This window comes from Streptomyces sp. CB00316, from assembly GCF_001905595.1.
Classification (GTDB): Bacteria; Actinomycetota; Actinomycetes; order Streptomycetales; family Streptomycetaceae; genus Streptomyces.
On record NZ_LIXI01000015.1, the window covers coordinates 25,386 to 49,813 of the forward strand.

The window sequence follows — 24,428 nt, forward strand, 5'->3', positions numbered from 1 at the left end:
CCTCCCGGCAGGACGGAACCGGGTACCTACATCTCGCGGTGCTCGGTCCCCGGCTCCTTGGGCAGGAACACCTCCTGGTCGTACACCAGCTCCCGCGCCTGCGCCCGCACCGCGGCCCTTGCGCTCGCCCTCTCCTGCATCGGCACCTTCAGCAGCATCTGGTCCGCCATCTCCCCGATCCGCTCCGTCACCCGCATGTCCAGGGCCACGAAGTGCTCCAGCTGCGCCTGCGGAGTCCCCAGCTCCTCCAGAGCCTGGGGCCGGTAGGTCTCCCAATACTGCTTCGCCAACCGCCCGTGCCTGCTCATCTGCGTCATCCCGGTTCCCCTCGTCATCCCTACGGTGTGTCCGCTCTGCATTCTCGGTGGTCACAGGATCTCCCCGGCGGCATTCGGTCGACGCACGCCGCCCTTCCCGCAGGCAGAACAGACGTGATCAATGCGTACCGAGCCAGAGCACACAAGGACACGGGGACGTGATCAACCTGCCCGGACAAGCGCAAAGGGATCACCGCCAGGGGTGAGGTGCCCACAATTCCGACCGCGCGTGAACTGCGACCTCACGAGCGACCCGGTCCTCAGCGCATCCGGCACTCGCGCGGGCGTCACCACGCTCAGCCAGCTCCTTCCGCGCCTGGCCGGGGAAGTCCGGTACACGGCCCGCACCCGCGCCGGACGACTGCGCCACCCTGGCACCGGCTCCGCACTGACCTTGCCTGAAGCATTAGTACCTCAGACGCCGGAGGCTGACCGAAGCTGACCTGCTGGTACACGGCGGGCGCAGCGCACGGCCATCATCGCGGCGCCGAAGGGCTACTCGACGGTGATGCTCGGTGCCCATCGTCGCCCCACATCTCGGCCTGGAACTCCGCCACGTACTGATTACGTACGCGGTGAAACTTGCCCCGACCCTCCTCGTATCGCGCGCGATACTCAGCGACCTCCGAGTCATCGACCCGCGAGCTGTCCTCGTGCTCAGGGCCGTGATCCACGTAGTGGTCAGGGAACTGGGACCACATGCGTCCGACCCACTCGGCGCGATAGGCCGTCTGGACCACAGCGACGTATACCGCCCAGGCCTGGCGGTGCAGGTCCGGACTGGATGCCAGACGGATGTTCTCCAAGGCCATAGCGACCTTCTCGGCGGCGCCAGCCAGCTTCGTGGTCAGGACCGCCGTCACGGCGTCCACATCGCCCATGCTGTAGCCCCGACGATCGATGGCGCGCAGGGGCTCGGAGTGCGGTCGGGCGGTATAGGTATAGGCAAGGAAGTCAAGAGCACTCACCGCTTGCACGAACGCTTCATGGCGTTGGTACTGGGTTTCACGGCGCTCTGCAGCCAAGTCATGGCGAGCCTTCGCCGCCAGCTCGTCGCTCTGAGCGTTCAGCGTCTCCCGATGCAGGCTTACAGCGTGACGGCGGCCGTACCACGCGGCCACCAGCACGACAATGACGTTGAAAGCAACGCCGCTGATCAGGATGGGGTACGGGTTCAAGCTCGGTGCGCCTGCGGCGATGTAGAGGTCCGGGTTCATGGGGTCGATGGTGAAGCAACCGCAGACCCGACGAACGCGAGTTGAGCTAACTCGGAGGTTCAGGGGTAGGCAGCCGGCTCCGGGCGTCTTGGGCCACGGCGTGAATCTCAGAGCGTGCGCATGACAGCGACGACCCTGGTCCCGTCCGCTCTGGGGATCGGCTCGGGAAGCGTCCAGACCATGACCCGCAGCCTCCCGGTGTCCGGCACCATCCCCGGGTTCCGGCTCGCCGGACCGTCGCCTCGACCGCCCGGCAGCGGCACTGCCCCTGCCCGGGGTTACTCCTGGCAGAGGCCGGTCTCCGGCGCGCACACCTCGCACGGGGCGATGCCGGGCTCGGCGAGTGCGCTGATCGCGGCTTCACGGTCGATGAGCGCCCCGGATTTGTGCCGCAGCCGCCGCGGTGCAGCAGAGCGGTCTCGGCCGTGCGCTGGGACTGGATCTTCCACATCTGCTCGGCCCTGGCCCGTCCGGACCGGCGGCGCTCGGCCTGCTCGGCGCTCTCCAGCTCCCGGACCTGCTTCTCCGCACGTCCCAGCTGGTAGCGGAGCCACTCGACCAGGGCCCGGTTCTTGTCCAGGTCGGATATGTCCCAGCCCGGAATGGCTACGCCGCCGCCTCGCCCTGGGACTCAGGGGCGTCGTGCACGTGCTTCAGCTGCATGCGTGCGGAGAACAGGTCGTCGCCCTTCAGCGTCTCCCAGAAGGAGTGGGTCACTACCTGGGTGCTGAGCTCCAGCAGCCGGGCCCGGTAGGCCGCGACCTGCTGGCGCTGCTCCTCGGTGTACCCGGGGCTGTCCGGCTTGGAAGACCGGTAACCGGAGTGGAGCTGCTTGTCCCCCTCCCACCCGGTCATCGGCTCCGCCGACCACGGCAGGGCCTTGGCGTACTGCTGGAACTCGGACTGGGTCTGGTGAAGGGCGAGCTGGGCGTCGCGCAGATCCTGGGGGAAGTCGTACATGGTCACACTGCAATGCTACGTCTGTTCGAATTTTGGATGCCAGGCGGCACGCGCGACAGCCCACCGGGTCCCTCGATCAGCGGAGTAGCAGTGGCAGGGGCCTGGCGTGCATCGTTCCGCTGAGCACGGTGCGGTCATCTGGTTAAGGTCACGTACGGGGAAGTCGTCGCTGGGGGTGGCTGGGTGCGTGCACGAGGGTGGGCGAACGGAGTGGTCGGGGAGAAAAGTCGGAGATCACCCGGAAACTCACGACTGGACAAGGGTTGCCTTTCACTCGACCGGCTGGGGGGAATCCGGCCGCACGCCTGGTCAAGAGGTGTGCATCGAGTGCACCGCATCCGATGGGCCGTCACCCTCTGTGGCGCACCGGGCGGGGCCGCCGCCGGAGATGAGTGGCGACCACGGTGGTGCGGTTCGGCTGGTCCACTCCGGCGCGCCCCCACCGCGCCCCACTGGGTGGGGGCGCGCGGGACGTCGCGGCATCTGGTGCGCTCGGTGCGGTTCCGCGGGCGCACCGGTTGTACGCGCACCGGGTGGAACAGGCGGGAGTGGTGTCCACTCCCGCCCATGCGGTGCGGTGGTGCGGTGGTGCGGTGGGAGTGCGTAGTCGGGTAGTTCGGCCGGCCTCCGGGGTACTGCCGGGAGCAGCGCCGGGCGGGCGTCGGCTTCGGCATCGGGTACAGCGCCGTGCGCAGCCGTGCCGCGTCGGCGAGCCGCTCCAGGCGCTCACGCTGCGCCGGTGGCAAATGCGGCATCGTCGGGGCAACCATGAGGCCTCCGTGCTCGAAGAGAGCGGTCCCCCAACCCTCCCTGCCCCCGGTGATCTCGGCGGTGAGGGGACCGGTCGCGTCCCGGCGTCTGGCCCAGTGACTTCGCCGCCCGTCCCGCCCGACGGGCCCACGCGGCCTGTCACGGCTGGAAGCCTGGGCCGTGGTCCTGGCCGGGCTGCCGGTGCTACTGCTCGTGCTCCTGGCGGTGACGGTCGACCGGAGGACCCGGGTCGGCGGCCGGGGTCCGTCCGTCCTCGATGGCCTCGCGGCGGGCGTTGGCCGCGCGGGTGAAGGCGGCGAACCGGGCCAGGTAATCCGGCGTGCGCAGCCACGTCGCCGGGTCGGTCGTCCGGCCTCCCAGGTCTACGTCGGGCATCGCAGCCTGCTGGTGGGCGTGGACCGCGGCCGCCCGCTGCGCCGGTGCGAGAGCGGCGTCCCGGCCGGGGTGGTCGACGGCGTGCGGCGGGGCTGACGCCGGGGCGTGGTGGCGGTCGTCGGCCTGCCCGGCGGCCGCGGGCGGCACGGATCGCGTTCTGCGCGGCGAGGCTGGCGACCCGGGCCCGCTCGTACCGGGACGACTCCCGGGGCGGCCTGCCGCCGGTGCCGGCGATCCACCACCGGTCGGGCTCGGTGAAGTCGGCGGTGTAGAAGATCTGGTCGGCAGCCGGGGCCCGGCGGCCGGGCTGGGGCACGGTGGTCTGACGGGCGTGGCCGGTCAGCGCACAGCCCGCGATGTCGTCGTCCAGGCCGCGCGGGAACTCCTGTCCGCGCAGGGTCTCCAGGAGATGCCGGCGGGCTTCGGCCAGGACATGTCGGCGGGCGAAGTTCCTACGGACGGTGAAGACGACCGCGGCGACATCGACAGCGGCCAGCACGGTGTCCACATGCGGAGCCACCCGGGCCCGGATCGCCGCCCCGACCGCGCGGCAGCGGTCCAGGAGGCCGTCGACCATCTGCTTGCCGAACTTCAGCACCGCGGATGACCGCCACCACGCGAGCAGCTGCTCCAGCGGGCGCGGGGTCTTCTTATCGGGGCGGGTGTCCTGCGCCGCCTGCCACCCCAGGCTGTGACGGGCCTTCTCGCCGGGTAGCCGCCCGTGCTTCTGGACGTACGTGTAGGTGAGGCCCTCCAGGACGTCCTCGATCCGCTGGCGGCGGGTGGAAGACTAGTCGATGAGCACCTGGGCGACACCGGCTATCTCCATCACCGGGCGCAGGCCCGGCGTCACCTCCCGAGGAACCGTCGCGAGCCCCAGCTCCTCACACACCTCGGTCGTCATCGTCAGGGTGTAGAGCGTCCCGGCCGCTACCACATGCTTGTAGAGCCGCGTCGTATCCAGCGCCCCCACTTCGGCTCGCCGTGGTCGTCCAGGCGTTGCGCGGTTGAGGACCAGGCAGTGCTCGTGCAGGAGTGGGAATCCGTCCCGGTTGTCGAAGTGCCGGAAGCCGCGACCACGAGAGCCGGTGTTCGCGCGCGGCCGCGGCCCGAAGCCCAACGGGTCTCCGCGACCTCGTCCTCGAGCCAGCGAAGCGCAGTGGCGATGGCCCGCTCGTGCGCCCGCTCGATGACCCTCCGGGTGTGGTCGTCTCCCAGCGCCCACAGCACGATCAGGGACGCCTGCGCCCGGAAGGTGTAGTCGAGCGCGAACAAGGGGGTCGCCTTGCGCCGCTCGATCTCTTCGACCGGCTGCCCCAGGACGGTCGCCAGCCGGGCCGCCTCCGCGTCAGCGCCGTCACCCAGGAGCTCGCGCTCGATCCGGTCGGCGTCCGGGTGCCGGAGCTGCCCGAAGACCAGCTCCATCTGCCGCTCGGACACCTCCGCACCCTCGGTCAGCCCGAGCGCGGCCAGGCCGCGCCCCCACCACCTCCCCGGGGGAAGGCCTGCCATCTCTTGGGCGTCCTTGAGGGACTGGCCGACCGGGCGGCGGCCGTCCCCGAACGCGACTCCGCGCACGTAGTACCGCCACGCATTGGGCCTCTGCACCTTCGCAACACTCAGCATCCCGGCAGCGAACAACGGATCCGACCTGGGAAAAAGGGCCGATCCCGTGAGGCGGGAGGGTTCACCGGAACTTCACGGTCGATCCCGCCGGGCGGGCATCTGCTGCGACGTCATGCCCGCCTGACGGACACCGCCTGGGCCAGGCAAATGCTGCGCGGCCACATGCACCACACGCCCCAAGTCGCATCAGTAGACGCCTCTATCGCCACCACGCGTACCTCTACGAATCGCTCCCCCACCCGACGGCCGAGAACGCCGCGCCCTGCACCACGTCACCGACTCCCTTTCAACCCGAGTAAGACCCGCCGCCCCCGGCCCGTGCCGGGGGCTTCGTGCTTCCCGGAGGACCGACGTGCCGACCTACGAGACCACGCCCCGCTTCACCACCGACCTGGATCGCCTCACCCCGGAACAGCGCTACCGCTTCCGCCAAACCGTGGCTGCCTTCGTCTACGACCTGCGCACCGGCTGCTTCCGAGCCGGGCTCCGCATCAAGCGCGTCCAGCGCGCCTCCGGGATCTACGAACTCACCTGGTCCATGGGGACTGGGCCCGCAGGCCGCGCCACGTGGGAATACGGCCCGTCGAAGCTCCCCGGTACCCCACACGTCATCTGGCGACGCATCGGCACCCACGACATCCTCACCGGACCGTGATCACTGGAGGAGCCGAGGCACGGCATCGTGACCTGCTAGTGGCTCTAAGAGGTCATCTCATTTGGCGAGCCTGCGGTAGCAGATGAGGGTGCAGGCGATGCTGGTGAAGGCGAGGAAGTGGTCGGCCTTGCGTTCGTAGCGTCGGTGGAGTCGTCGGCAGCCGGCGAGCCAGGCCATGGTGCGTTCCACGGTCCAGCGGTGGCGGCCAAGCCGTTGCGAGGACTCGATTCCCTTGCGTGCGATGCGGTGGGTGATGCCGCGTTCGCGTAGCCATCGCCGCAGGTGGGCGTAGTCGTAGCCTTTGTCGGCGTGGAGTTTGCCGGGCTTGCGCCGTCGTCGGCCGCGGCGCGAGCGAATCGGCGGGATGCCCTTCACGAGCGGGATCAGGGCTTGGCTGTCGTGCAGGTTGGCCCCGGAAATGCCAACGGATATGGGCAGACCCGACCGTTCCGTGATCAGGTGGATCTTCGAGCCGTACTTGCCCCGGTCGACAGGATTCGGACCTGTCAGGTCCCCCTTTTCAGGGCCCGCATGTTCACCGAATCGATCGCGCACCGCGACCAGTCCAGCTCGCCGCGGGCGCCGAGTTCGTCGAGGACCAGGCGGTGGAGCTTGGCCCACACCCTGGCTTTCGACCACTCCGAGAACCGCCGGTGGGCGGTTGCTCCGGACGGGCCGAACGAGGCCGAAGGCAGCTGCTGCCAGGTACAGCCCGACGTGGCCACGAACACGATCGCCGCCAGCACCTCCCGGTCGCCGTGCCGACGCCGACCACCACCCTGCGGCCGCGACGGCGCCTCCGGCACCACCCGCTGGAACAACTCCCACAACTCATCCGGCACCAGCCGCTCAACGATCCCCACCATGACTCACAGAATACCGAGCCTTCCAAATGAGATGACTTCTAAGCGGGCACGCCCAAGACCCGTACGGCGGTTCAGTGCGTCGGCGAGGGCGGTCCGACGGGATGCGCTGGCGTCCGGGGGACATCCGCGCTGCGGGGTGGGGGCAGCGCCTTCGCGGGTGTAGGCCTTCTTCGGCGACCGCGGCACTCGATGGCGGCCTTCGCTGGCAATACCAAGATCACGTTCCGAATGAGTGCTCTTATCGGAATTGCATGCGGATTGCCCGTCCGGTGGCGACGAAAGTGTCCGATCAGCCCGGACTTGTATAGGCAATGGGCGCATATGCCCGAATGGCGTTGGGCAGAGCGTGTCATTACGCTCACGGAGCGCGAACCCGCTCTTCTCACGGACCCGGGCTCGCGCTCCTAATGTGACGCCGACCCAGGAGGTCTCTATGCCTACGTCCCCGGATCGATCTCGAATCAAACGCCTCTGGCGCCGACTCGCAGGTGACAGTAACAAATTGGTCGCGGACAACAACATGTCTGTCAACAACTCAGAAGCTCCGGGCAACACCGCCCAGGCTTCGCCCGGTGCCGCGGCCGTCGCCTTTCCCCCACTGATCGTGGTTCCCGGGTCGCCCGGGTACGCGGCCCTGGCCATCATGGCGGCGCCCGTGGCTCTCTGGGCGCTCATGGTGTGGCTGAACACGAAGCGCCGCTGACTGCCCTTCAGACACACACCGGGTCGCTTCTCTGACGAAACGGCCGGGCGAGCACCCGTTTTCATCACGATTCCCCGGGCGGCGGAACCCGTTTCGTCGCCCGGGGGCGGACATGGCAGAAAGCGAAAGCAGCATGGTGGGGAACACATTTTCGCCTGACAACTGTAAATGGTGCGGGGGCCTGCGAACGGTCCGGCGCACCGGCCGGCCGGGCGAGTACTGCAGCACAAAATGCCGGCAGACAGCGCACACCCAGCGGCAGAAGCCGCCCCCCGACACCAGCCAGTTCGACACCTTCCTGCGCATCGAGCTCAGCGCGGTCCAGGCAGAGGTCCGCGACCTGCAGCGCGCCCTGAACACCCCGACGCCGGATACCGAGCAGCCGCTGGAGCGCCTGCTCCAGCTTCAACGGCGCATCGAGCAGCTCCTGCCGCCCGTGGTCGGCCGCACGAAGCGCATGGGCGCGTCGTGGGAGGTGATAGGGCGGCTGCTCGGCATGAGCAAAGACACCGTGCGCAAAAAGTACAGCTCCCCGGTGGTGCAACGAGCCCTGAGCCGCGCCCACGTCAGGGTGCCCGCGCCCCGTCCAGCCCCCCGAAGCTCTCCGTCGGCTGCGCTTTCCCCCTCCTCTCCCTTCGCTGTGCCGGCAGACCCCACCGAGACTTCCGAGGAGGAGAGCCCAGACCCGGCGCCGGAACCCTGTGCTCCCGGGCCTCAGGACTTCGCCTGCGTGCTGAGCAACCTTCAGCGGGCCTCAGGCCACAGCCTCCGGGCTCTCAGCAAGAGGACGTCGCTCTCTCCCAGCTTCCTGTCGAGAGCGATGAACGGTGAGAGGTTTCCCAGCTGGGAGGCGACCGCATCGCTCGCCCGCGCCTGCGGCGCGGACCCCGAGGTGCTCAGAAAGGTCTGGGAAGACGCCGAGGTCCGCCGCAGCCGCAAGGCGACGAAGCCCGAAGGGCTTGCCTCCGCCCTGCGGCATCTACACCTCCGGGCCGGAAGCCCGACCCCGTGGTCGGTGTACGTGAACAGCGGCTACGCGCTCTCCCAGGAACTCGTCACCGCGCTGCTCGAAGGAACTACCGCAGGGGCCTGGGAAGACGTCCAGATCCTCGTGCAGACACTCGACGGCGAGTACACCTACTTCGAACCCCTGTGGCACCAGGCCCTCAAGGCCTCGCCCGAGACCGGGTCCGAGACCGCGCCTGCGGCACCCCCACCAGTCTCCGGCTTGGGGCCCGCCGCCCGGGTCGAAGACCTCATCGCCGCCTTCGGGAAGGTCCTGAGCACAGCCGGCAACCGCACCCCCTCCCCCGGGCGCCTCCGACCCACCCCCATCCAGGCCGCAACCACCTGGACCAGCAGCTGATAGAGGAATGGGGGCACCGTGGCGCCCCCGCCGCACACGGCAGGAAGTGGCGACCCACGAACAGCGGGACCGGGCAGGGTGATCCTGTCCGGTCCCGCTGTTCTTTTCGTCAGCCAGCCACGGTGGCCAACGGCCGGTGGTTCATCGACTCGTGGCACCCACCAGGCGGCCAGCCAGCAGAATTCCGGGGGCGTCTTTCAGCGATACATGATCGCGGCGGTGAGCCGCTCCCTTGCCTGCCGGTACACGGTTGCGTCGCGAACCGGATTCTTTTCTCACTGCAGCGGGACTCGTAGATGTCGACGTCTTCGCCTGGCAGGGTCAGGGTGTACTCCTGGCTGCCAGCGTCGACTATCCAGCCGTGGGCTCGCGCGAGAACAGACAGGTCAGACGGCCTGCGTGTAGCGGACGATGGTGTCCTCGCACGGCCCCTCGGCGAACACCTTCAGCGCTTCGAGCTCGCGGTCATCCGCGGTGAGTTGCCAGCGGAGCTTGGTCGACACCCACTCACCTACATACCGGCACTGCGCCTCCGGGGACGGCGGCATCCAGTCGGCCGGATCCTTGTCCGACTTCGACCTGTTGGTGCGTGCGGCCACCGCGACGAGGGAAACCTCCGACCCCTGGTCATTCGCATACGCCTCACGCCGCGCTGCCGTCCAGGCCGAGGCACCAGCTGGCGGGGAGCGTCATTCGAACCGTGCAGTATTCCCGGCTCCGAAGCAGCTGACAGGCACAGGCGGAAACGTTCAGCGGCCGTCGCGGCGCCATTCGTTGGCTTTGTCCACGAGAATGGACAGCAATTGTTCAGCACTTCGGACAGCACTGGGGGGAGCTCTCGAATCGAACAGCGAGCAGTTGCAAGGAGCGGCGTTACGGCATCGAACCGATCGCCCAACTGCGCGATACTCCTCGGCTCTCACCGCGCCAAGGGCGGCGCGGTCCAGTTCTCTTCGCGCGCCGCCAGATGGGTGACAGACACCGGTAGGCCGGGGCGGGTGGGGCCCCTGCCGACCGGTGATCAGGACCGGTCGGCGGGAGCGCGGTGATCAGCTGGCGTCTTCCTCGGCGGCGATCTGTGCCTGCACTTCGGCGCTGTCGGTGCCGGCGGCGCGGTTGCCGTAGCCGCGGTGGATGACCATGAGTTGGTCTTGCGTGCCGTTCTTGTCGCGGTAGACGACGACCGCTGGTCCGGCGCCGCTGGTGTGGCCGGGGAACTTCTGGTCGTCGGTCCAGGGGCCGCTGCCGGGCTTGTAGCTGGTCCACCACAGGTTCTGGTCCCCGTTGCCGTGGCCGCGGTGGACGCAGTAGAGCCTGTTGTCGAAGACTGCCAGGCCGGGCCCTTCCAGGCTGGAGTGGGCGCGGAACCGGTTGTCCGAGCCCCAGCCCCCGGCGCTCGTGTAGGTGGTGTGCCACAGGGACGTGTCGTTGCCGCTGCCTCGGTGGACCATGTGGAGGGTGCTGCCATACACCGCCAGTGCGGGGTTCGAGGCTGTGGAGTGGCCGGGGAGCGGGGTGTCTTGGGTCCAGCCCCCCGAGCTAGTGAAGGTGGTGTGCCACAGCGTGCTGTCAGAGGTGGCGCCCTTGTGGACGCAGTGCAGCTTCTGGTCGTACACCGCCAGAGCCGGGCCGACAGAGCTGGAATGGGCGCCGAGCGGCCTGTCTGCGGACCAGCCACGGCCGTCGAAGGTGGTGTGCCACAACTTGGTGTCGCTGCCGTGCCCGCGGTGAACGCAGTGCAGTTTCCCGTCGTACACCGCCAGAGCCGGGCCGGCGGCGCTGGAGTGGGCGCCGAACTCCGTGTCCACAGACCAGCCGTTGTCGGGGTCGAACGAGGTCCACCACAGCTGCTGGTCGTCGAAGCCGCGGTGGACGAGGATCAGACGGCCGTTGAACACCGCCGCCGCCGGGTTCGCGGCGCTGGCATGGGCCGGGAACATGGTGTCCTCGTTCCACTGAAAGTGACCGGTATCCGCGCTTCGGCCGAACACCGTCCACCACAAGTTGGGGTCCTCGGAGGGATTGATACCGATCGGGATGAGCATCGTCGGCGAGATCCACGGCGAGACCAACTTGCAGCCATACCCCCTCGACACCGCCTGCACCCAGACCTTCTGCGCCATGGCCGCCAGAGTGACCAGCGTCGACAGGGGCTCCTTGAGAGCTTCGCCGAGGATGTCCGCGAGGAGGTCCTTGATCTCCAGGTACGCGTCCACCGCCGCCTGGTTCAGGTGAACCTCAAAACCCCACCACTTCGCCTCGAACCGAACGGTGGCACCCAGCGCCTCCAGCTCCGTGCGTGCGTGCTCCGCCCTTTCCACCAGCTCCGGCGGTGGCGTGTCGTAGAGCCCGCTGTTCGCGGCGAGCTGTCCTGGGACTCGGTGGACTGGTCAATGGCCATGGTTTCCCTCTCCACTGGCGAGTGTCGTACGAATTGGCCTTGTCCACGAGTTTGGACGGCAATTGTTCAGCACTCCGGACAGCACTCAGCCCTGCCGGCGTTCGATTTGAGGGCAGGGTCGGGGCAGTCGGGAACAGCCAGTGGGAGCGGACCGCCTGGCAGGAAGGGCCGTGGCTCGGCGCGGTGCCGGGGCTCAAGGCCATGTAGAGCGCCGCCGTGGGCGGGCGCGTGCGCCCTCGCTCCCGTCCGCGGCAGGCGGTCTTCCGTACCACCGCGTCCGGATCGGCCATCAGCCCCCGGCTGTCGCCAGGCGCGGATCGGGATGGCCGGCGTGCGGCAGAAGGGCTGTCTCCGCGCGGGGGTCGCTGTGTTCTCCAAGAGCGACCAGCACCTCGGTGAGGACGGCGACGTCCGTCTCTGCGGCCGCCCAGCCGGTGAACAGGTCCAGAGCGGGACCAGCGAACGCGTCCTCGTCGCTGTCGTCGAACAGATGAATAAGGCGGAGCACCTCGGCACCGAACAATCGGCGGGATGGGTCCGGGCTCGTACGCAGTACCGCCGCAGCGGCCCAGGTCGCCTCCTCTCGCCGTCCACTCAACTGGAAGCTGGCACGGCTCCACGTTGCATGGTCCTGCTGATCGACCTGGGCCAACGCGCGGTCCATCAGCTCCTCGAACGAGGTTCGTACCCCGAGCAGTTCCTCGACGTACGTGAGGATCGCCCCATGGCCGTCCCGCGCACTCATGCCACCAAGGGTGAACTCGACGACGCTGTCGTACTCGCCGTCTTGAACCCGCTTACGACCGACAGCGTCCCGGGATCCGGTACGGCGTCGCAGCTCGGCCTCGACCCCCGTCTCGTGCCAGCGGCGCGCGAGGTCCCGGGCCTCCCGGAGTTCGATCTCGGGATACCTGCCGCGGATCTCGTGGTCCAGGAGCGCCTCGAACAGAGCGGGCGAACCCGAGTCGACCGCCTCACTCAGAGGGATGAGGTCATCGGGTCGGCTCTGGCCCGAATCCGCACCATACTGAAGCAGCAGTTGGGCGATGCGCCCGGCGTGCATCCGGACGGCCAGGCAGAACGCGGCGTCCAGGTAGTCGGAGTCGCTGTGCTCGTGGAGAAGGATCCTCACCAGGTCCGTGTCTCCAGCCTGGACCGCGGAGATCAGGGAGGACTGGCCGTCCACTGCATTGCTCGTACCCGTACCCACGCCCATGATTCTGTTCCCCCGTAGCGTTCTCGCAGCTCAGTGTAGATCTGCCGAAATCGGCCCGACGGGGCGGATAACAGCCGGCACGGCCTGGCGGACTTGCCTGACGACCGAATCAGGGCCGGGGTATGGAGGCCCGTCAGCAAGGGCACGCTGGCGTGCTTGGAGGTAGGCGGTCCAGTCGGTGGCGGCACGGCGGCGCCACTGGACGGCTGTGATCGGGTGGAGGCCGAGCATCGGGCCGAGGACTGCGGGCGGCAGGTCGCCAGCGAGGGCCACCAGGGCGGTGGTACGGGCGGGCCGGTTGGGGATGTGACAGGCGGCCAGGCGTCGGCTGAGAGCCGCGGCGGAGATGTGGGCACCGGGCAGGTGGCCGGGGAACAGCCAGCCGGCACTCGTGTTCACGGCCCAGCCCTGGGGAGAGGGGCGGTCGGCGAGGGTGGTCAAGAGGTCGGCCAGAGTGGTGGGGAGCGGGATCGGGGTCCTGCCCAAAGTGAGGAACGTCGTCCCGTCTCCGGTGGTCAGGGCGGTGGTGGGTAGGGCAGCGATCCGGGTGAGGTGTTGGCCGAACAGCAGGAGGATCGCGCCGGCGGCCCGGACGTCGAGGTCGAGGCGGGTGTCGGTGAGGCACTGGTGGAGGAGGTCCCAGTGGGAGTCCTCGTCCAGGCCGACCGGGTCGGCCTTCGGGCGGTGCGGCACGAGGAGGTCGCGGGCGTGGTGGCGGCGGTGGGCCCAGACGACGAAGTCACGGACTTCGTAGCGTGTTCCTGGGTTGGCCGCGAGCCAGGTGTCGAGGCGGCCTTGGTCGAGAGTGGCGATGGTCAGGCCGTGGCCGGTGATGGTGGTGAGGAGTTCAGCGGCGAGATTGATGCGGGTGTAGGCCCAGCGGATCCGGTGCTTGACCCCGCCGGCCCGGACGGCCTGGTGGCGTTTGGCACGGGGCAGCAGGGACCAGCGGACGTAGGCGCGGAGCAGGGCTCCGTGCTCGGGATGCCGGGCGACGGTCCGCTCCAGGTGCCGGACGATCCGCACCGCGAGTTCGTCCCGGGGCTCCAGAACCTGGTAGGCGATCAGCAGGCCGCGCAGGTACTCGGCGGTCATCGCCGTGCCACGGCCGTCGATCGTGGCATCGAGGTCGGTGTGGGAGGGCGGGCGGCCAGTGGCCATGAGGTCGCGCAGGAGGCGGGCAGACCGGGAGCCGCGCAGCCAGTTCAGGACCGTTCCCGCATCTGGAGCCTCGGCCAGCGCCGCCCGCATCGCCGCGAGCGGCCCGGTGCCCACCGCTTCGGGCACGTCGGTGAACAGCTCCTCCAGGTGGTCGGCGACGGCGCAGCGGTTGCAGACTCGGCCGACCTTGTAGGAGCGCGGTCCGGCGCAGCGTTCGCAGGCGTAGGGGTCGGGGACGCCTGCGCAGGGCCCGCAGACCCGGCGGTGCTCGGCGCGACCGATCAGTACCCGGGCCCGGTCACAGTCCGGGCAGGGCATGGGGTGGCTGCGGGCGGTCCGGTAGCAGGGGGTGCAGACGGGGCCGAGCGGCCATCGTGCGGTTACGGGGGCGGTGGTGTGGCAGAGCGCGCACGGGGTCGCCGGCCGGGGGCGGCAGTTCGAGCAGGGGTCCAGTTCGGCCGGTTTGCCGCAGGCTGAGCAGGTGCGGGTAGCCGCGGCCTGTCGGCGGCGGCAGGCCGCGCAGGTGTTCCTGCTCGGTCGTGGTCCGATGGTTCCGCAGAGCGTGCAGGCGCCGATGTTGCCGCGGTTGGCGAGGGTCCCTTCGCAACCGAGACAGACCCGGCCGCCTGGGACGGCCCGGCGCAGCGGCCGGACGCGTCCGCAGCGCAGGCAGGCCGGGGCCCGCACTCCGGTGACCCCGTGGTCGGCCAGGGTGGTGATGAGGGCCTGGACGGAACGGGGTGCGGCGGATGCTCCGCTGACCAGGGCGTCGGGGTGGGCGATGAGGTGGGCCCGGATGCGGCCGCGGGCGGCAGGGGTCAGGTCGGCGACGATCCGGGCCGCATCCGGATCGGCAAGGTCAGGGAGGGAGGCTGTCATCAGACGGGCGAGTTCCCGCCAGGTGTCCGGGGCAGAGGCGGGGGCCGTCATCGGTCTCCCGGCCGGGTCAGGCGTACGCGGCGAGCCGGCGGGGCCTTCGCGACGGCGGTAGTCTCGCCGGTCGCGGTCGGCTTGGCGACCTGGACGTGGGTCTCGGTGACGGTGATCAGGTCCGCCGGGGTGACGTGGAGGATCGAGCAGAGCGCGGCCAGCACGTCCATCGACAGCCTCTGCGGGACCTGGGCGACGAGACGGTAGACCTGCTCGCGGGAGAGATGGACCCCGTGCTCGGCCAGGGCCGGGATCAGATCGGTGGTCTGGAACATGTCCCGCTCGGCCATCAGCCGGCGCAGGTTCCACACGATCCCCATGCGCTTCACCACGACAGCGCCCCCTCCTCCTTCGAGCCGGGCTCCAGCCGTCGCCGCAGCGCGCTCTCGATCAGCCGGTTGCGGTACTCGTCAGACACCCACGTGTACAAGGCTGTCGTCGAGCCGTAGGCGTGTCCGACCTGCTGCTGCACGAACCGCTCCGGATAGCCGAACTCGACGAGGTGCGTGATGTAGGTGTGCCGCAGGCAGTGCAGGTCCAGCTCGCCCGGCAGCCCGGCACGCTCGCGCACCGAAGCGAACACCTCGTCCAGGCGCCGCACCCCGATCCGACCACACCGCTCCGTCACCCACAACGCCTGATGCCGACCCGGAGAGAAGCCGAGCCTCACCTCGGCCACCCACTCCTCGATGAGGGGGACGATCCACTCGACCTCCGGAACCGTCAGCACCGTCCGCCGCTTCGGCGGGCTCCCCCGCGACGCCTTCCCGAACCGCACCTCCACCGCGCCCACCCGCCCGTACTGCGGCGCCCGCGGATTCCGCCGCAGGTCGGCCAGATCCAACATCACCGTCTCCCGGCGCCGCGTCCCGTAGGCGTAGACCTGTTTGAGGAGGATCGCGTCCCGCCACGCCGCGAGCACCCCCTTACGCCGCTTCCGGCGGGTCTCCTCAACCCGATCATCGGCGGCATCAAAGAACATCTGGAGCTCGTCGAACGTCAGCGCCCGCCGTCCGGGCCGGCCCTCGTACTCCACGACGTGAGCCGCGGTGTTCCAGTCGTGACACACCTGAACCGGGAACCGGCCGAACTCCTCCGAGCAGGCCGCCGCCCAGCCGTACCGCGCGTCGGTGATGAACGCGCAGAACATCTCCAAGTCGCCCTGCTGCCCCCGCACCGTCGACCACACCAGCTCGCCGCGCGAGAGCCTGGCAGAGAAGTACGCCTCGACGTCCTCGGGCGCCCAGTCCCAGGGGTAGGTGCCGGTGAACTCGGCGAACCGACGTACCAGACTGACCCGGTCGCCGATCGTCTTCTTCGTCAGCAGCCGACTGCGCTGCTGGTGTTCCCACCCGGTCAGCATCGCGGCGAACATCGCCGCCTCCGGATCCAACGCGGCCACCTTCGCCGCCCGCACAAGCCGGACCGCCCCAGGCAAACTCGCCCTGCTCAATGCCGCCTCCGAGAGTTGCATCAGATGCAACATCGTGGCGTTGAACGCCCCTCCGCAGGTCAGAACGCACCTACCGTCACCTCTACGAGTGACAACCCCATCCCCGACCTACCCCGTGCCGTCAGCGTGCAGGAGCAGAATGATGCGTCGAGCCCAACTCCGCCTACTTGGAGTCCCATGCCTCGGCGAGCGGCACCATGTGGTCGATGTCGAGGGAGCTGGCGCTGGTGACTTCTTGGCCGTCGTAGTAGCTGACCCAGGTGCCGCCGGTCAGCTTGCACCCGGGCTCCACAGTCGGCGCGACAACGGCTTCGGCCAGGAGCACCTCGTTGCGAGTGTTGCACCCGTCGCCAGCGTCGTCGCCGCCGTTCCAGTGCTTGAACTTGGTGCGGGTGTAGCCGGTGCGGTCCTCCTCGGTGACCGTCACCAGGGTGACCGCGTCGGCCAGCGTCGTCACCTCGGGTGCCGGGGCTGCCTGCGCGGCCGCAGAGAAAAGAAGGGGAACAAGGGCAAGGGAGAGTGCACCGAAGCCGCGCACAAGGTTCTTGATCACCACGGCGTTCTACCGGCCGCGTCCTACCCTGGTGACCACCTTCCCTCGGTGCTCACCCAGCCGGGGGAAGGTGGTCACCGGAGAAACGCTCCGGCAGCCCCGCTGTCCCACTCGCGTACACGCACCCCACCCCACGGGCCTAGGCATTACGGCGGTGCCGGTGGTGGACCGCGACCTCGGGGGCAGCCGGCCGGGCCGGCTCCCTGCAGTCACGGACCCGGGTGTCGACGTACGGCCGCGCGAACCGCCGGCTCAACCGCCCCAGCAGCCCTGACCGTCACGGGGAGCGGGGGCGGATTATTCAGTCGTGGCCGACGCCGCTCACGGCGATCGGCTCCTCCGCCCTCTTTCAGCCGCCGGAGTGCTTGCCGCGGCGTGGGACGCAGCGCGAGTGCCGGGGCGAGCACGGGCCCGCCGTCGGGACGGGTTCTCTGGGTTGTTGGCTCATCCCCATGCCCAGGTGCGGTGGCGGCGGGAGGTCGCGATCAGGGGCCTGGAGGTCTTGGGTCGTGGTTGGAGTCGGTTGCGGATGCGGGCGGGGGTGGTGTCGGTGGCGATGAGGGTGCGGATGTGGTCGGTGAAGTCGGGGTCGGTCAGGGGCAGATCGAAGTCGTCGACGTAGCCGACGGCGGCCGGGGCGTAGTCGATGACGGCTCCGACGGTGGCCGGGACGGGGGCGGGGCCGGTTCTGAGAGCGCCGAGGATACGCAGGGCGGTGGGTAGCAGGCTCGCGTCCGTGGTGGAGACGTCGTTGAGTGCGGTGGTGACCGCGTGGGGGACGTGGTCGGTCTGGGTGTCGGGGTCGTTGCGGGTGATGGGCTGGTCGGTGGAGGGGGTGTTCTGGAGGAGTTCGGTCTGGTCGTGCCACCAGCGGGCGGGTGCGTGTTCGCCGAGGGCGCGGTGGTGGAGGTAGAGGCAGTAGGAGGCGGCGGGGTCGCCGGCTCCGGCGGCGTACTGCCACCAGAAGCGGGCGTTCTCCTCTGATTCGGCGAGCTGGAGGATGCAGCCCAGGACCCGGGCGCCGGGGGGCTCGGGGAGTTGGGGGGTGAGGAAGGTGCGCAGGGTTCGCAGGGCGGTGGTGTGGGTGACGACGGCCGCGCAGAGGTTCTTGAGGTTCTGGGCGGCTTCGACGGAGGTCGGCTCGTCCGCGGCGGTGACTGCGGCTGCCGGGGCGGGGGCCGGGTCGGGGGTGTGGAGGCGGGCGAGGACGCGGGCTTCGGCGGCGTCGATGTCGGCCTGGGTGTAGGGGGCGGAGACGAGGCGGGCCCGGGAGAGGAATTCATCGATGTGCGGGGTCATCGCTGTCCTTCCATGGTGCGGTCGGGTCCGAGGATCTCCCGCAGCCGGCGCAGGGAGTGGCGGACCGTGGAGCGGACGGTGGCGCTGGTCATTCCGAGTACGGCCGCGGCCTCGGGGGCGTTCATGCTCTGGAGGTAGATCATCACCATGACGTCCTGCTGGCGGTCGGTGAGCTGGCGCAGGGCGCGGAAGAGGGCGAGGGATTCGGTGATCTGGCCGATCGGGTCGACGGCGTCGCGCAGCGCGACGGTGTTGAAGGCGGCTTCGTCGATCAGCGGGGGCCGGCGGGTGCGGGCGCGGGCGTGGTCGGTGACCTTGTTCCGCATGATGGTCCAGGCGTAGGCGGCGGGGTTTTCCGTGAGGAGGACCTGGTCCCAGGTGCGCAGCAGGTGCTCGAAGGTGCTGTCGATGGCTTCTTCGGCGTCCTGGCGGTGGCGGAGGTAGGTCTCGGCGTAGCGGACGTAGCTGGGCCGGTTCATCTGGTGGAACGCGGTGAAGGAGAGGTCCGGGCGGCCAGGCGGGGTCACGGGAGGGGTGCCGGAGGTGTCGCGGCTTCGGTTCCGGGTCACCGGCCGTCCTCACGCTCGTGGCGGGTCATCTCGCTGACGCCGGCCCGCACGCCCACTGCGGCCAGACGCCGGAGCAGGAGGATGGCGTCCGCGCCGAAGACGCGGGCCGCGAGGGCGAGGATCATCAGGTCACCTACGAGTTGGGTCGTCACAGACGTTGGCCCCTCTCCTGGGAAGGTCCGGGCAGCGGCTGGGAAGTGCCCGGGAGTGCGCCGGAGTGCGCTTTCACCACAACGACGACCCGGAGCGCGCTGGTGTGCAGTGGCAACCTGAAGAATGTCACCCAGAGCGAGCCTCTGGTGACATACAGATGTTCCCGATTGCTTATCCAGCAGGAACAACCATTCCACGCCACCTGACCGCCAGCCCTGCCACCAGCAGACCCCCCCTGACGCCCATTCGACTGTAAATTTGCGCAAAGATAGCAAATGCGAGAGGTGACTCACGTCACCATCCGCCGGAGCCTGAGCCTTGTCCCGCCATTGCATACGTCCGCAAGGCCCTCTCTCGGAGTGGACCGCGCCACTCCACTCGATCGTCCGGCTTGCCGTGACCAAGGCCGCCCAGCAGATGCCGACGTAGCGAGGTGCCAGCCTGTGTGCATGGCCGGGGCGGGTCCGCTCGATCGGGTGACGGAGCCTCAGCGGTCGCCGTGAGCTGGGATCATGAGCGCGCATCAGCCGCTACCCGCTGGAGAATCCGTGAAGCTGCGCCGCCTCGGCTCCCTGTACGCCGCCGTGCTCACCGCCGCCGCCCTGACCGCCTGCTCGGCCGAGACGGTGGAGGCCGACGACGCCAAGCCCACCGCCACCACGTCCGGGAGCACCAATCCGTCCGGTGCGCCCGGCGGTACACCGGAGGAGGCGGGGCTCCCCCTGGTCGAAGCCATCGGGTCGATTCCCGTCGCCGAGGAGCAGCGGACCGGGTACGAGCGGGACAGCTTCAAGCACTGGGTCGATGAGGACGGCGACTCCTGCACGACCCGGGCGGAAGTGCTGCTCGCTGAGGCGGTCACCGCGCCCGAGCAGGGCGCCCGGTGTTCGCTGAGCGGGGGCAGCTGGCTCTCGTACTACGACGAGGTCGAGGTCACCGACGCGCGGAAGCTGGACATCGACCACATGGTCCCCTTGGCCGAGGCGTGGGACAGCGGCGCCTACGACTGGACACCCGAGCGCCGTGAGGCGTACGCCAACGACCTGGGGTCGGACAGGAGTCTGGTCGCGGTCACCGCGAAGAGCAACCGGTCCAAGGCCGACCGGGATCCGGCCCAGTGGATGCCGCCCGCCGAGTCCGCGACGTGCACGTACCTCGTCGACTGGACCGCCACGAAGCTCCGCTGGGCCCTGGCCATGGATGAAGCCGAGAAGGCCGCACTCCTCAACCTCGCCGAGCCGTGCACCGACTCCGTCGTCGAATACGAGTCGGTCTCGTAGCGCCACTCACCCAGGGGAGGCGGATTTCGCCCCCTCGGTGAAGGCGGATTCGACTCTGGATCGTGCGGGGGGCCGCAGCGTCAGGAGCAGGCATGAAGGAAATCGACGAGCAGCACCTCATCGAGTCGGGCCTGGTGGTGCTCGACATCACCGCGGCCGATGAGGAAACCGCGCACCGGGTCGTAGCCGAGTTGGGCCAGCGCTGGGCAACGTCCGGCCCGCCCATTGTCCGGCGGACACCTGGCGTTCCGGGCGTCAGCGCCCGTGTCTACGCCGACATCCGGCGCACCGGGACCGAAGAACCGTAGAGATCGGAGGACAGGGCTGGGCAAGAGCGACGTGGTCACCGGGCGGCTGTTTGTCCCGTACGAGCTTGTCGTGCTGGTTGTCCGGCCGGGTCAGCTTCCACTTGTACGTCGCCCGGGTGGGCGTGGGGGAGCTGGGCGGTGTGCTCATGGTGGGGGGAGGGGGGTGCAGGGAGGGGGGGCTTCTCGTGGGTGAAGGGGCGCCCCTCTGGTGTCCGGCGGGATCGGTGCCCGCGCTCACGTCATCGAGACGACGACCTTGCCGGCCTTCGCGCGGCCCTTTTCGACGTGCTCCGTGGCCTGGAGGGTCTCGTCGAACGGGAAGACCCGGTCGACGACGGGGCGGATCTGTCCGGCGTCGATGAGGGCGGTGAGTTCGCGCAGTTGGTCGCCGCTGGCCTTCATGAAGAGGAAGGAGTAGGTGACGCCGAGGCGCTTGGCCTGGCGCCGGACCTTCGCGCTGAGCACGGCGACGCCCAGGCGCATGACCGCGTTCGCGCCGAGGTCGACGCCGGTGGCCGGGTCGGGCGGGCCCGCGACGGAGATGACCTGGCCGCCGGGCTTGAGGACGCGCAGGGACTTGGTGAGGGTTTCGCCGCCGAGGGAGTCCAGGACGACGTCGTAGCCGTGGAGGATTTCGGAGAAGTCCTGCGTGCGGTAGTCGATGACCTCGTCCGCGCCGAGGTCCTTGACGAGGCCGACCTTGGCGGTGCTCGCGGTGGCGGCCACGTGCGCGCCCAGGGACTTCGCCAGCTGGATGGCGATGGAGCCCAGGCCACCGGCGCCCGCGTGGATGAGGACCTTCTGGCCCGGCTGCACGTTCGCCCGCTCAACCAGGGCCTGCCAGGCGGTCAGCGCGACCAGGGGGAGGGAGGCGGCCTCGGTCATGGTGAGCGTGGCGGGCTTGAGGGCCAGGTCGTCCTGGTGGACGGCGATGCGTTCGGCGAAGGTGCCGATGCGGTCCTTGTCGGGCCGGGCGTAGACCTCGTCGCCCACCGAGAAGCGGGTGACGGACGATCCGACGCGGACGACGGTCCCGGCGAAGTCGTTGCCCAGGACGAGCGGGAGCCGGTACGGCACGATCGCCTTCAACTCCCCCTTGCGGATCTTGTAGTCCAGCGGGTTGACGCTCGCCGCGTCGATCCTGACCAGGACATCCTCGGCACCCACCTGGGGCTCGGGTGCATCCCCGGCGCGCACCGTGGTCGGGTCGCCGTACTTCTCGACCATGAAGGCCTTCATCGTCATCTCCGTTCGTTCGGTCTCCCGCGCGAGCGGGGACGAGGGGTGTGTCCGTTACGGGCTTCTGCCGGTAAGGGGGAGTCTGTGGCGTCGTCCGTGCCGGCGTATTCCGCGTCGGCACAGATGGGTGGGGCGGGCGTCAGGCCGCGGCCGTCCCGGGGGTGCCGGCCAGGCCCTGCTTGACCTGCCGGGTGATCTCGTCGGCGAGAATCTCGGGCCGGCCCGCCTCGATGCCGAGCAGTGCCTGCGCCGCGACGTCGGCGGGGGAGACCTTCTGGTCGGCGGGGACGGCGGCGGCCATGTCGGTGTCCATGTAGGCGACGTGCAGCGCCGAGACGGTGATGCCGCGGGGCGCCAGCTCCTCGCGGGTCGCGTCGCTCATCGCCCAGGCGGCGGCCTTGGAGGCCGCGTAGGAGCCGGCGCCGGCCGGGTGGTACCAGGACAGGGCGGACAGGACGTTGAGCACGGCGCCGCCGCCGTTGCCCTCGATGACCGGGGCGAAGGCCCGGGTCGCGATGAGCGGGCCGATGTAGTTGGTCATGATCTCGCGGTGCACGTCGTCCAGGTCACCGCCGATGAGCGTCGCGCCGGTGGCGAGGCCCGCGTTGTTGATCAACAGCGTCGCATCCGAGGCGATGCGGGCGGCCTCGTGGATCGACTCCGGGTCCGTCACGTCGAGGCGCAGCGGGCTTACACCCGGCAGGTCCACCGTCTCGGGGCGGCGGGCCGCCGCGTAGACCTTCGCGCCGCGCTCCACGAGCTGGGCGGCGAGATGCCTTCCGAGGCCCCGGTTGGCGCCGGTGACCACTGCGACCGCGTTCTTGAGTTCCATGTCCGCTCCAGGTTCTGTCGGGCGCCATCAGGGCACCTCACCGTTTAGATTGCATTACCAATCTAAACACTAGATACGATAGATGCCAATCGACATCCAAACGGGAGAGCGGGAGGTGGCCATGGGCCGCGCATCGCAGGCGCAGGCGCAGGAGAACCGCAGGCGGGTGGTGGACACCGCGTCGCGGCTGTTCCGGGAGCAGGGCACGCACCTCAGCGTCGCCGATCTCATGAAGGCGGCCGGCCTCACTCACGGCGCCTTCTACAAGCAGTTCGCCTCCAAGGAGGCGCTCGTCGACGAGGCCACCGCCCACGCCATCGATGAATGGGTCCGGTCCCATGCGGCCCACTTCGAGCAGAACGGAGGGCGCCGGGACGCCGCTCAGCGGGACCTGATCGACGCCTACCTCTCCTCGGAACACCGCGACAACGCCGCGGACGGCTGCCCGGTCGCGGCACTTGCCGCCGATGTCGCGCGTGAACCCGAAGACCGCGAGGCCCGCCGCACCTACACGCAAGGTGTGGCCGAACTCGCCGCGTACCTCGCCCCCGCCGATGCGCACGGTGGCGAAGGTGGCGAGGAGGGCCTCGTCCGGCTGTGCACCTTGGTCGGTGCGCTGCTCCTCTCCCGGGCCACCCAGGGCTCCCCGCTCTCCGACGAGATCCTCGCCGCCGCGCGTACGGCCCTGATGGAGACGGCCTGATCGGGGGCACGCACCCATCCGGAGTCGCGGGCGCGGCGACCGCCGTCACCGTCAGCGCGGCAGCAGCACGCCGGCCTGGTCCCGGATCTCCCGCAGGATCTCGTCGGCGCTCGCGGCCGCGTTCACGGTCTGTGACATGGCGAGGAGCATGATGACGGACACGACACGCGCCGTCGTCGCGGCCTCGCTCTCGCCCGTCCGCCCGTCGCGGCGCAGGACGGCGGCGATGGCCTCCTCGGTCTGTCCGGCGATGGTGAGGGCCTCGTGGTGGCGGGGCTCCTCGGGGTCGCCGAAGACCATCTCGCGCAGGTAGGTGCGCCCGTTGTCGACCTGGGTGCGGTTGCACTCGACGATCGGCCGGACGATCGCCATCACCGCGTCCAGCGCGCCAGGAACGCCCTCGGCGTCCGCCCGGCCCCGGGCGAGGGCCTCGACGTAGAGCGAGTTCTGGACGAGCAGGAGGAGCTCGCCCTTGGTCTTGGCGTAGAGGAACAGGGTACCGGTGCCGATGTCGGCCCTGTCGGCGATCTGCTGGGTGGTGACCTCGTCGACGCCGCGCTCGGCGAACAGCTCGCGGGCCGCGGCGGTGATGCGCTCCAGCTTCTGCTGCTTGTTCCGCTCGCGCCGGCCGACCGGCTGGGAAGCATGTGACATTCGGCCCTCCCTTCGGGGAGTAATCGCCGTACCGACCCCCGCTGCGAGCGCGGAACGTGTGCGAGATTCGTGGCGCCGACCGGAAAGGCGGCTCCGGGGCGTGTCTGTGAGAGCAGTGTGTCGTTGGGGCAGCCGTGAAGAAGATCCATTCCCTCGCCATTTCCGTCGGCCTGGTCGCTGCGCTGACCGGAACCGCGCAGGCCAACGGGCAGCCCGGCCGTGCACCGCTGCCGACCAACCAGATCACGAACGTCATCAGCGGCTACGTCATCGACAGCGCCGGGAAGACCGGCAGCGATCGGGTGCCCGTCTACATCTACAAGGACGCCACCAATCCCTCGGACAACCTGCGGTGGAGGTACGACCCCGCCACCCAGCACATCATGAACATTGCGACCGGCTACGTCCTGGACAGCGGCGGCGACACCAGCAGGGCCGTCGTACAGGTCTACGCCTACAAGAACGCCAACAGCCCGTCGAACAACCTGAAGTGGAGGTGGGACGCCGACAGGCAGCACATCGTCAACGTCGCCACCGGCTACGCACTCGACGCCGGACCCATCCGCTCGACCAGCCCCAGCTCGCAGTCCCTCTTCGCGTACTGGGACAACACCAGCACCTCGGACACGCTCAAGTGGAAGACCGACATCTTCAACTGACCCCAGTGAGCCTTACGTCCATTCCACGGATCGCGCCGTGACATGACGAGGGGCTCGCTTCAGTGCGGGCCCCTCGTGCCGAACGCGCGAAGGCGCGCTCAGGCGAGGCTGGCGGCCGTCCGGTCAGTCGCAATCGGCCAACGAGCGGCGACCTCACCTGCC

The 24,428-nt window shown here is 69.5% G+C and carries 25 protein-coding genes and 3 pseudogenes; 8 read left to right on the forward strand and 20 right to left on the reverse strand.

From position 1 onward, the window contains the following. Positions 1-26: 26 nt before the first annotated feature. From AMK21_RS31105 to AMK21_RS36410, 5 genes are all read right to left on the reverse strand, one after another. Positions 27-317, reverse strand: a complete 291-nt coding sequence (locus AMK21_RS31105) for a hypothetical protein (RefSeq protein ID WP_143194891.1) — start codon at positions 315-317, stop codon at positions 27-29. A 476-nt stretch (positions 318-793) separates the two neighbouring features. Next, complete coding sequence (locus AMK21_RS31110) at positions 794-1,534, reverse strand: hypothetical protein (protein ID WP_073882501.1); 741 nt, start codon at positions 1,532-1,534, stop codon at positions 794-796. A gap of 278 nt (positions 1,535-1,812) precedes the next feature. Then, a complete protein-coding gene (locus tag AMK21_RS36975) occupies positions 1,813-2,088 on the reverse strand; it encodes a DUF6233 domain-containing protein (RefSeq protein ID WP_324613929.1) in 276 nt (91 codons plus the stop codon). 52 nt (positions 2,089-2,140) lie between these two features. Continuing rightward, entirely contained in the window at positions 2,141-2,494 is a 354-nt protein-coding gene (locus AMK21_RS31120; RefSeq protein ID WP_073882620.1) for a hypothetical protein, read from the reverse strand. 954 nt (positions 2,495-3,448) lie between these two features. Then, positions 3,449-3,787, reverse strand: a complete 339-nt coding sequence (locus AMK21_RS36410) for a hypothetical protein (RefSeq protein WP_234422086.1) — start codon at positions 3,785-3,787, stop codon at positions 3,449-3,451. A 184-nt stretch (positions 3,788-3,971) separates the two neighbouring features. Between AMK21_RS36410 and AMK21_RS36415 the strand changes: the two genes are divergently transcribed. After that, entirely contained in the window at positions 3,972-4,247 is a 276-nt protein-coding gene (locus AMK21_RS36415) for a hypothetical protein (RefSeq protein ID WP_234422087.1), read from the forward strand. Between the two features lie 183 nt (positions 4,248-4,430). Here the strand turns inward: AMK21_RS36415 and mobF are convergent. Then, positions 4,431-5,266: pseudogene (mobF, locus tag AMK21_RS36420) on the reverse strand (MobF family relaxase). A 352-nt stretch (positions 5,267-5,618) separates the two neighbouring features. On the opposite strand from mobF, the gene AMK21_RS31135 reads away from it, so the two are divergent. Then, on the forward strand, positions 5,619-5,921 hold the full coding sequence (locus AMK21_RS31135; RefSeq protein WP_073882503.1) for a hypothetical protein: 303 nt from the start codon (positions 5,619-5,621) through the stop codon (positions 5,919-5,921). 57 nt (positions 5,922-5,978) lie between these two features. Here AMK21_RS31135 and AMK21_RS31140 read toward each other — a convergent pair. Continuing rightward, a protein-coding gene (locus AMK21_RS31140) for an IS5 family transposase (protein ID WP_420712532.1) occupies positions 5,979-6,787 on the reverse strand; the annotation gives its coding sequence in 2 pieces (ribosomal slippage) (positions 5,979-6,439 and positions 6,439-6,787; 810 coding nt in all). A 520-nt stretch (positions 6,788-7,307) separates the two neighbouring features. Here AMK21_RS31140 and AMK21_RS31150 point away from each other — a divergent pair. Both AMK21_RS31150 and AMK21_RS31155 read left to right on the forward strand, forming a co-directional pair. Then, positions 7,308-7,490, forward strand: a complete 183-nt coding sequence (locus AMK21_RS31150; RefSeq protein WP_143194893.1) for a hypothetical protein — start codon at positions 7,308-7,310, stop codon at positions 7,488-7,490. 496 nt (positions 7,491-7,986) lie between these two features. Further along, positions 7,987-8,856 carry a helix-turn-helix domain-containing protein gene (locus AMK21_RS31155; protein ID WP_234422108.1) on the forward strand — a complete coding sequence of 290 codons (870 nt, stop codon included), beginning with the start codon at positions 7,987-7,989 and terminating at the stop codon, positions 8,854-8,856. 386 nt (positions 8,857-9,242) lie between these two features. On the opposite strand, the pseudogene AMK21_RS31160 reads toward AMK21_RS31155, so the two are convergent. The 10 genes and pseudogenes from AMK21_RS31160 to AMK21_RS35590 form a co-directional block, all read right to left on the reverse strand. Then, positions 9,243-9,533, reverse strand: a pseudogene (locus AMK21_RS31160) (HNH endonuclease); the annotation flags it as partial. 372 nt (positions 9,534-9,905) lie between these two features. Continuing rightward, positions 9,906-11,177, reverse strand: a complete 1,272-nt coding sequence (locus AMK21_RS31165) for a hypothetical protein (RefSeq protein WP_073882507.1) — start codon at positions 11,175-11,177, stop codon at positions 9,906-9,908. Between the two features lie 369 nt (positions 11,178-11,546). After that, positions 11,547-12,473 carry an ankyrin repeat domain-containing protein gene (locus AMK21_RS31170; RefSeq protein ID WP_073882508.1) on the reverse strand — a complete coding sequence of 309 codons (927 nt, stop codon included), beginning with the start codon at positions 12,471-12,473 and terminating at the stop codon, positions 11,547-11,549. 30 nt (positions 12,474-12,503) lie between these two features. Further along, complete coding sequence (locus AMK21_RS31175) at positions 12,504-14,564, reverse strand: hypothetical protein (protein ID WP_073882509.1); 2,061 nt, start codon at positions 14,562-14,564, stop codon at positions 12,504-12,506. Further along, a complete protein-coding gene (locus tag AMK21_RS31180; protein ID WP_073882510.1) occupies positions 14,561-14,896 on the reverse strand; it encodes a helix-turn-helix domain-containing protein in 336 nt (111 codons plus the stop codon). The genes AMK21_RS31175 and AMK21_RS31180 overlap by 4 nt, the downstream gene beginning before the upstream one ends. Further along, positions 14,890-15,966 (reverse strand): tyrosine-type recombinase/integrase, encoded by a 1,077-nt coding sequence (locus tag AMK21_RS31185; protein WP_324613930.1) that lies wholly within the window; start codon positions 15,964-15,966, stop codon positions 14,890-14,892. Before AMK21_RS31185 ends, AMK21_RS31180 begins: the two co-directional genes overlap by 7 nt. Positions 15,967-16,186: 220 nt before the next feature. After that, a pseudogene (locus AMK21_RS31190) lies at positions 16,187-16,570 on the reverse strand (HNH endonuclease); the annotation flags it as partial. 444 nt (positions 16,571-17,014) lie between these two features. Next, complete coding sequence (locus AMK21_RS31195) at positions 17,015-17,869, reverse strand: hypothetical protein (protein ID WP_073882511.1); 855 nt, start codon at positions 17,867-17,869, stop codon at positions 17,015-17,017. After that, a complete protein-coding gene (locus AMK21_RS31200; RefSeq protein WP_073882512.1) occupies positions 17,866-18,438 on the reverse strand; it encodes an RNA polymerase sigma factor in 573 nt (190 codons plus the stop codon). The genes AMK21_RS31195 and AMK21_RS31200 overlap by 4 nt, the downstream gene beginning before the upstream one ends. Next, entirely contained in the window at positions 18,435-18,590 is a 156-nt protein-coding gene (locus AMK21_RS35590; RefSeq protein ID WP_199863315.1) for a hypothetical protein, read from the reverse strand. Before AMK21_RS35590 ends, AMK21_RS31200 begins: the two co-directional genes overlap by 4 nt. A 549-nt stretch (positions 18,591-19,139) precedes the next feature. On the opposite strand from AMK21_RS35590, the gene AMK21_RS31205 reads away from it, so the two are divergent. Further along, positions 19,140-19,871 (forward strand): HNH endonuclease family protein, encoded by a 732-nt coding sequence (locus AMK21_RS31205; protein ID WP_234422089.1) that lies wholly within the window; start codon positions 19,140-19,142, stop codon positions 19,869-19,871. 92 nt (positions 19,872-19,963) lie between these two features. Then, positions 19,964-20,179 (forward strand): DUF6207 family protein, encoded by a 216-nt coding sequence (locus AMK21_RS31210; protein ID WP_073882514.1) that lies wholly within the window; start codon positions 19,964-19,966, stop codon positions 20,177-20,179. Between the two features lie 234 nt (positions 20,180-20,413). On the opposite strand, the gene AMK21_RS31215 is transcribed toward AMK21_RS31210, so the two are convergent. Next, entirely contained in the window at positions 20,414-21,418 is a 1,005-nt protein-coding gene (locus AMK21_RS31215) for an NADP-dependent oxidoreductase (protein WP_073882515.1), read from the reverse strand. A gap of 139 nt (positions 21,419-21,557) precedes the next feature. Continuing rightward, on the reverse strand, positions 21,558-22,250 hold the full coding sequence (locus tag AMK21_RS31220; RefSeq protein WP_073882516.1) for an SDR family oxidoreductase: 693 nt from the start codon (positions 22,248-22,250) through the stop codon (positions 21,558-21,560). 121 nt (positions 22,251-22,371) lie between these two features. On the opposite strand from AMK21_RS31220, the gene AMK21_RS31225 reads away from it, so the two are divergent. Beyond that, positions 22,372-22,953, forward strand: coding sequence for a TetR family transcriptional regulator (locus AMK21_RS31225; protein ID WP_073882517.1), 582 nt, complete (start codon positions 22,372-22,374; stop codon positions 22,951-22,953). 51 nt (positions 22,954-23,004) lie between these two features. Here the strand turns inward: AMK21_RS31225 and AMK21_RS31230 are convergent, their stop codons facing one another. Continuing rightward, positions 23,005-23,607 carry a TetR/AcrR family transcriptional regulator gene (locus AMK21_RS31230; protein WP_073882518.1) on the reverse strand — a complete coding sequence of 201 codons (603 nt, stop codon included), beginning with the start codon at positions 23,605-23,607 and terminating at the stop codon, positions 23,005-23,007. A 134-nt stretch (positions 23,608-23,741) separates the two neighbouring features. Here AMK21_RS31230 and AMK21_RS31235 point away from each other — a divergent pair, with 134 nt between their 5' ends. After that, positions 23,742-24,266, forward strand: coding sequence for an RICIN domain-containing protein (locus tag AMK21_RS31235; RefSeq protein WP_073882519.1), 525 nt, complete (start codon positions 23,742-23,744; stop codon positions 24,264-24,266). Positions 24,267-24,428 lie beyond the last annotated feature (162 nt).

Excerpts from the sequence above, each read along its gene's own strand:
- AMK21_RS31105 (WP_143194891.1), bottom strand. The coding sequence starts at position 317 with ATGACGCAGATGAGCAGGCACGGGCGGTTGGCGAAGCAGTATTGGGAG.
- AMK21_RS31215 (WP_073882515.1), bottom strand. The coding sequence starts at position 21,418 with ATGAAGGCCTTCATGGTCGAGAAGTACGGCGACCCGACCACGGTGCGC.
- AMK21_RS31110 (WP_073882501.1), bottom strand. The coding sequence starts at position 1,534 with ATGAACCCGGACCTCTACATCGCCGCAGGCGCACCGAGCTTGAACCCG.
- AMK21_RS31170 (WP_073882508.1), bottom strand. The coding sequence starts at position 12,473 with ATGGGCGTGGGTACGGGTACGAGCAATGCAGTGGACGGCCAGTCCTCC.
- AMK21_RS31225 (WP_073882517.1), top strand. The coding sequence starts at position 22,372 with ATGGGCCGCGCATCGCAGGCGCAGGCGCAGGAGAACCGCAGGCGGGTG.
- AMK21_RS31230 (WP_073882518.1), bottom strand. The coding sequence starts at position 23,607 with ATGTCACATGCTTCCCAGCCGGTCGGCCGGCGCGAGCGGAACAAGCAG.
- AMK21_RS31175 (WP_073882509.1), bottom strand. The coding sequence starts at position 14,564 with ATGACGGCCCCCGCCTCTGCCCCGGACACCTGGCGGGAACTCGCCCGT.
- AMK21_RS31195 (WP_073882511.1), bottom strand. The coding sequence starts at position 17,869 with ATGACCCCGCACATCGATGAATTCCTCTCCCGGGCCCGCCTCGTCTCC.
- AMK21_RS31210 (WP_073882514.1), top strand. The coding sequence starts at position 19,964 with ATGAAGGAAATCGACGAGCAGCACCTCATCGAGTCGGGCCTGGTGGTG.
- AMK21_RS31150 (WP_143194893.1), top strand. The coding sequence starts at position 7,308 with ATGTCTGTCAACAACTCAGAAGCTCCGGGCAACACCGCCCAGGCTTCG.
- AMK21_RS31220 (WP_073882516.1), bottom strand. The coding sequence starts at position 22,250 with ATGGAACTCAAGAACGCGGTCGCAGTGGTCACCGGCGCCAACCGGGGC.
- AMK21_RS31155 (WP_234422108.1), top strand. The coding sequence starts at position 7,987 with ATGAGCAAAGACACCGTGCGCAAAAAGTACAGCTCCCCGGTGGTGCAA.
- AMK21_RS31120 (WP_073882620.1), bottom strand. The coding sequence starts at position 2,494 with ATGTACGACTTCCCCCAGGATCTGCGCGACGCCCAGCTCGCCCTTCAC.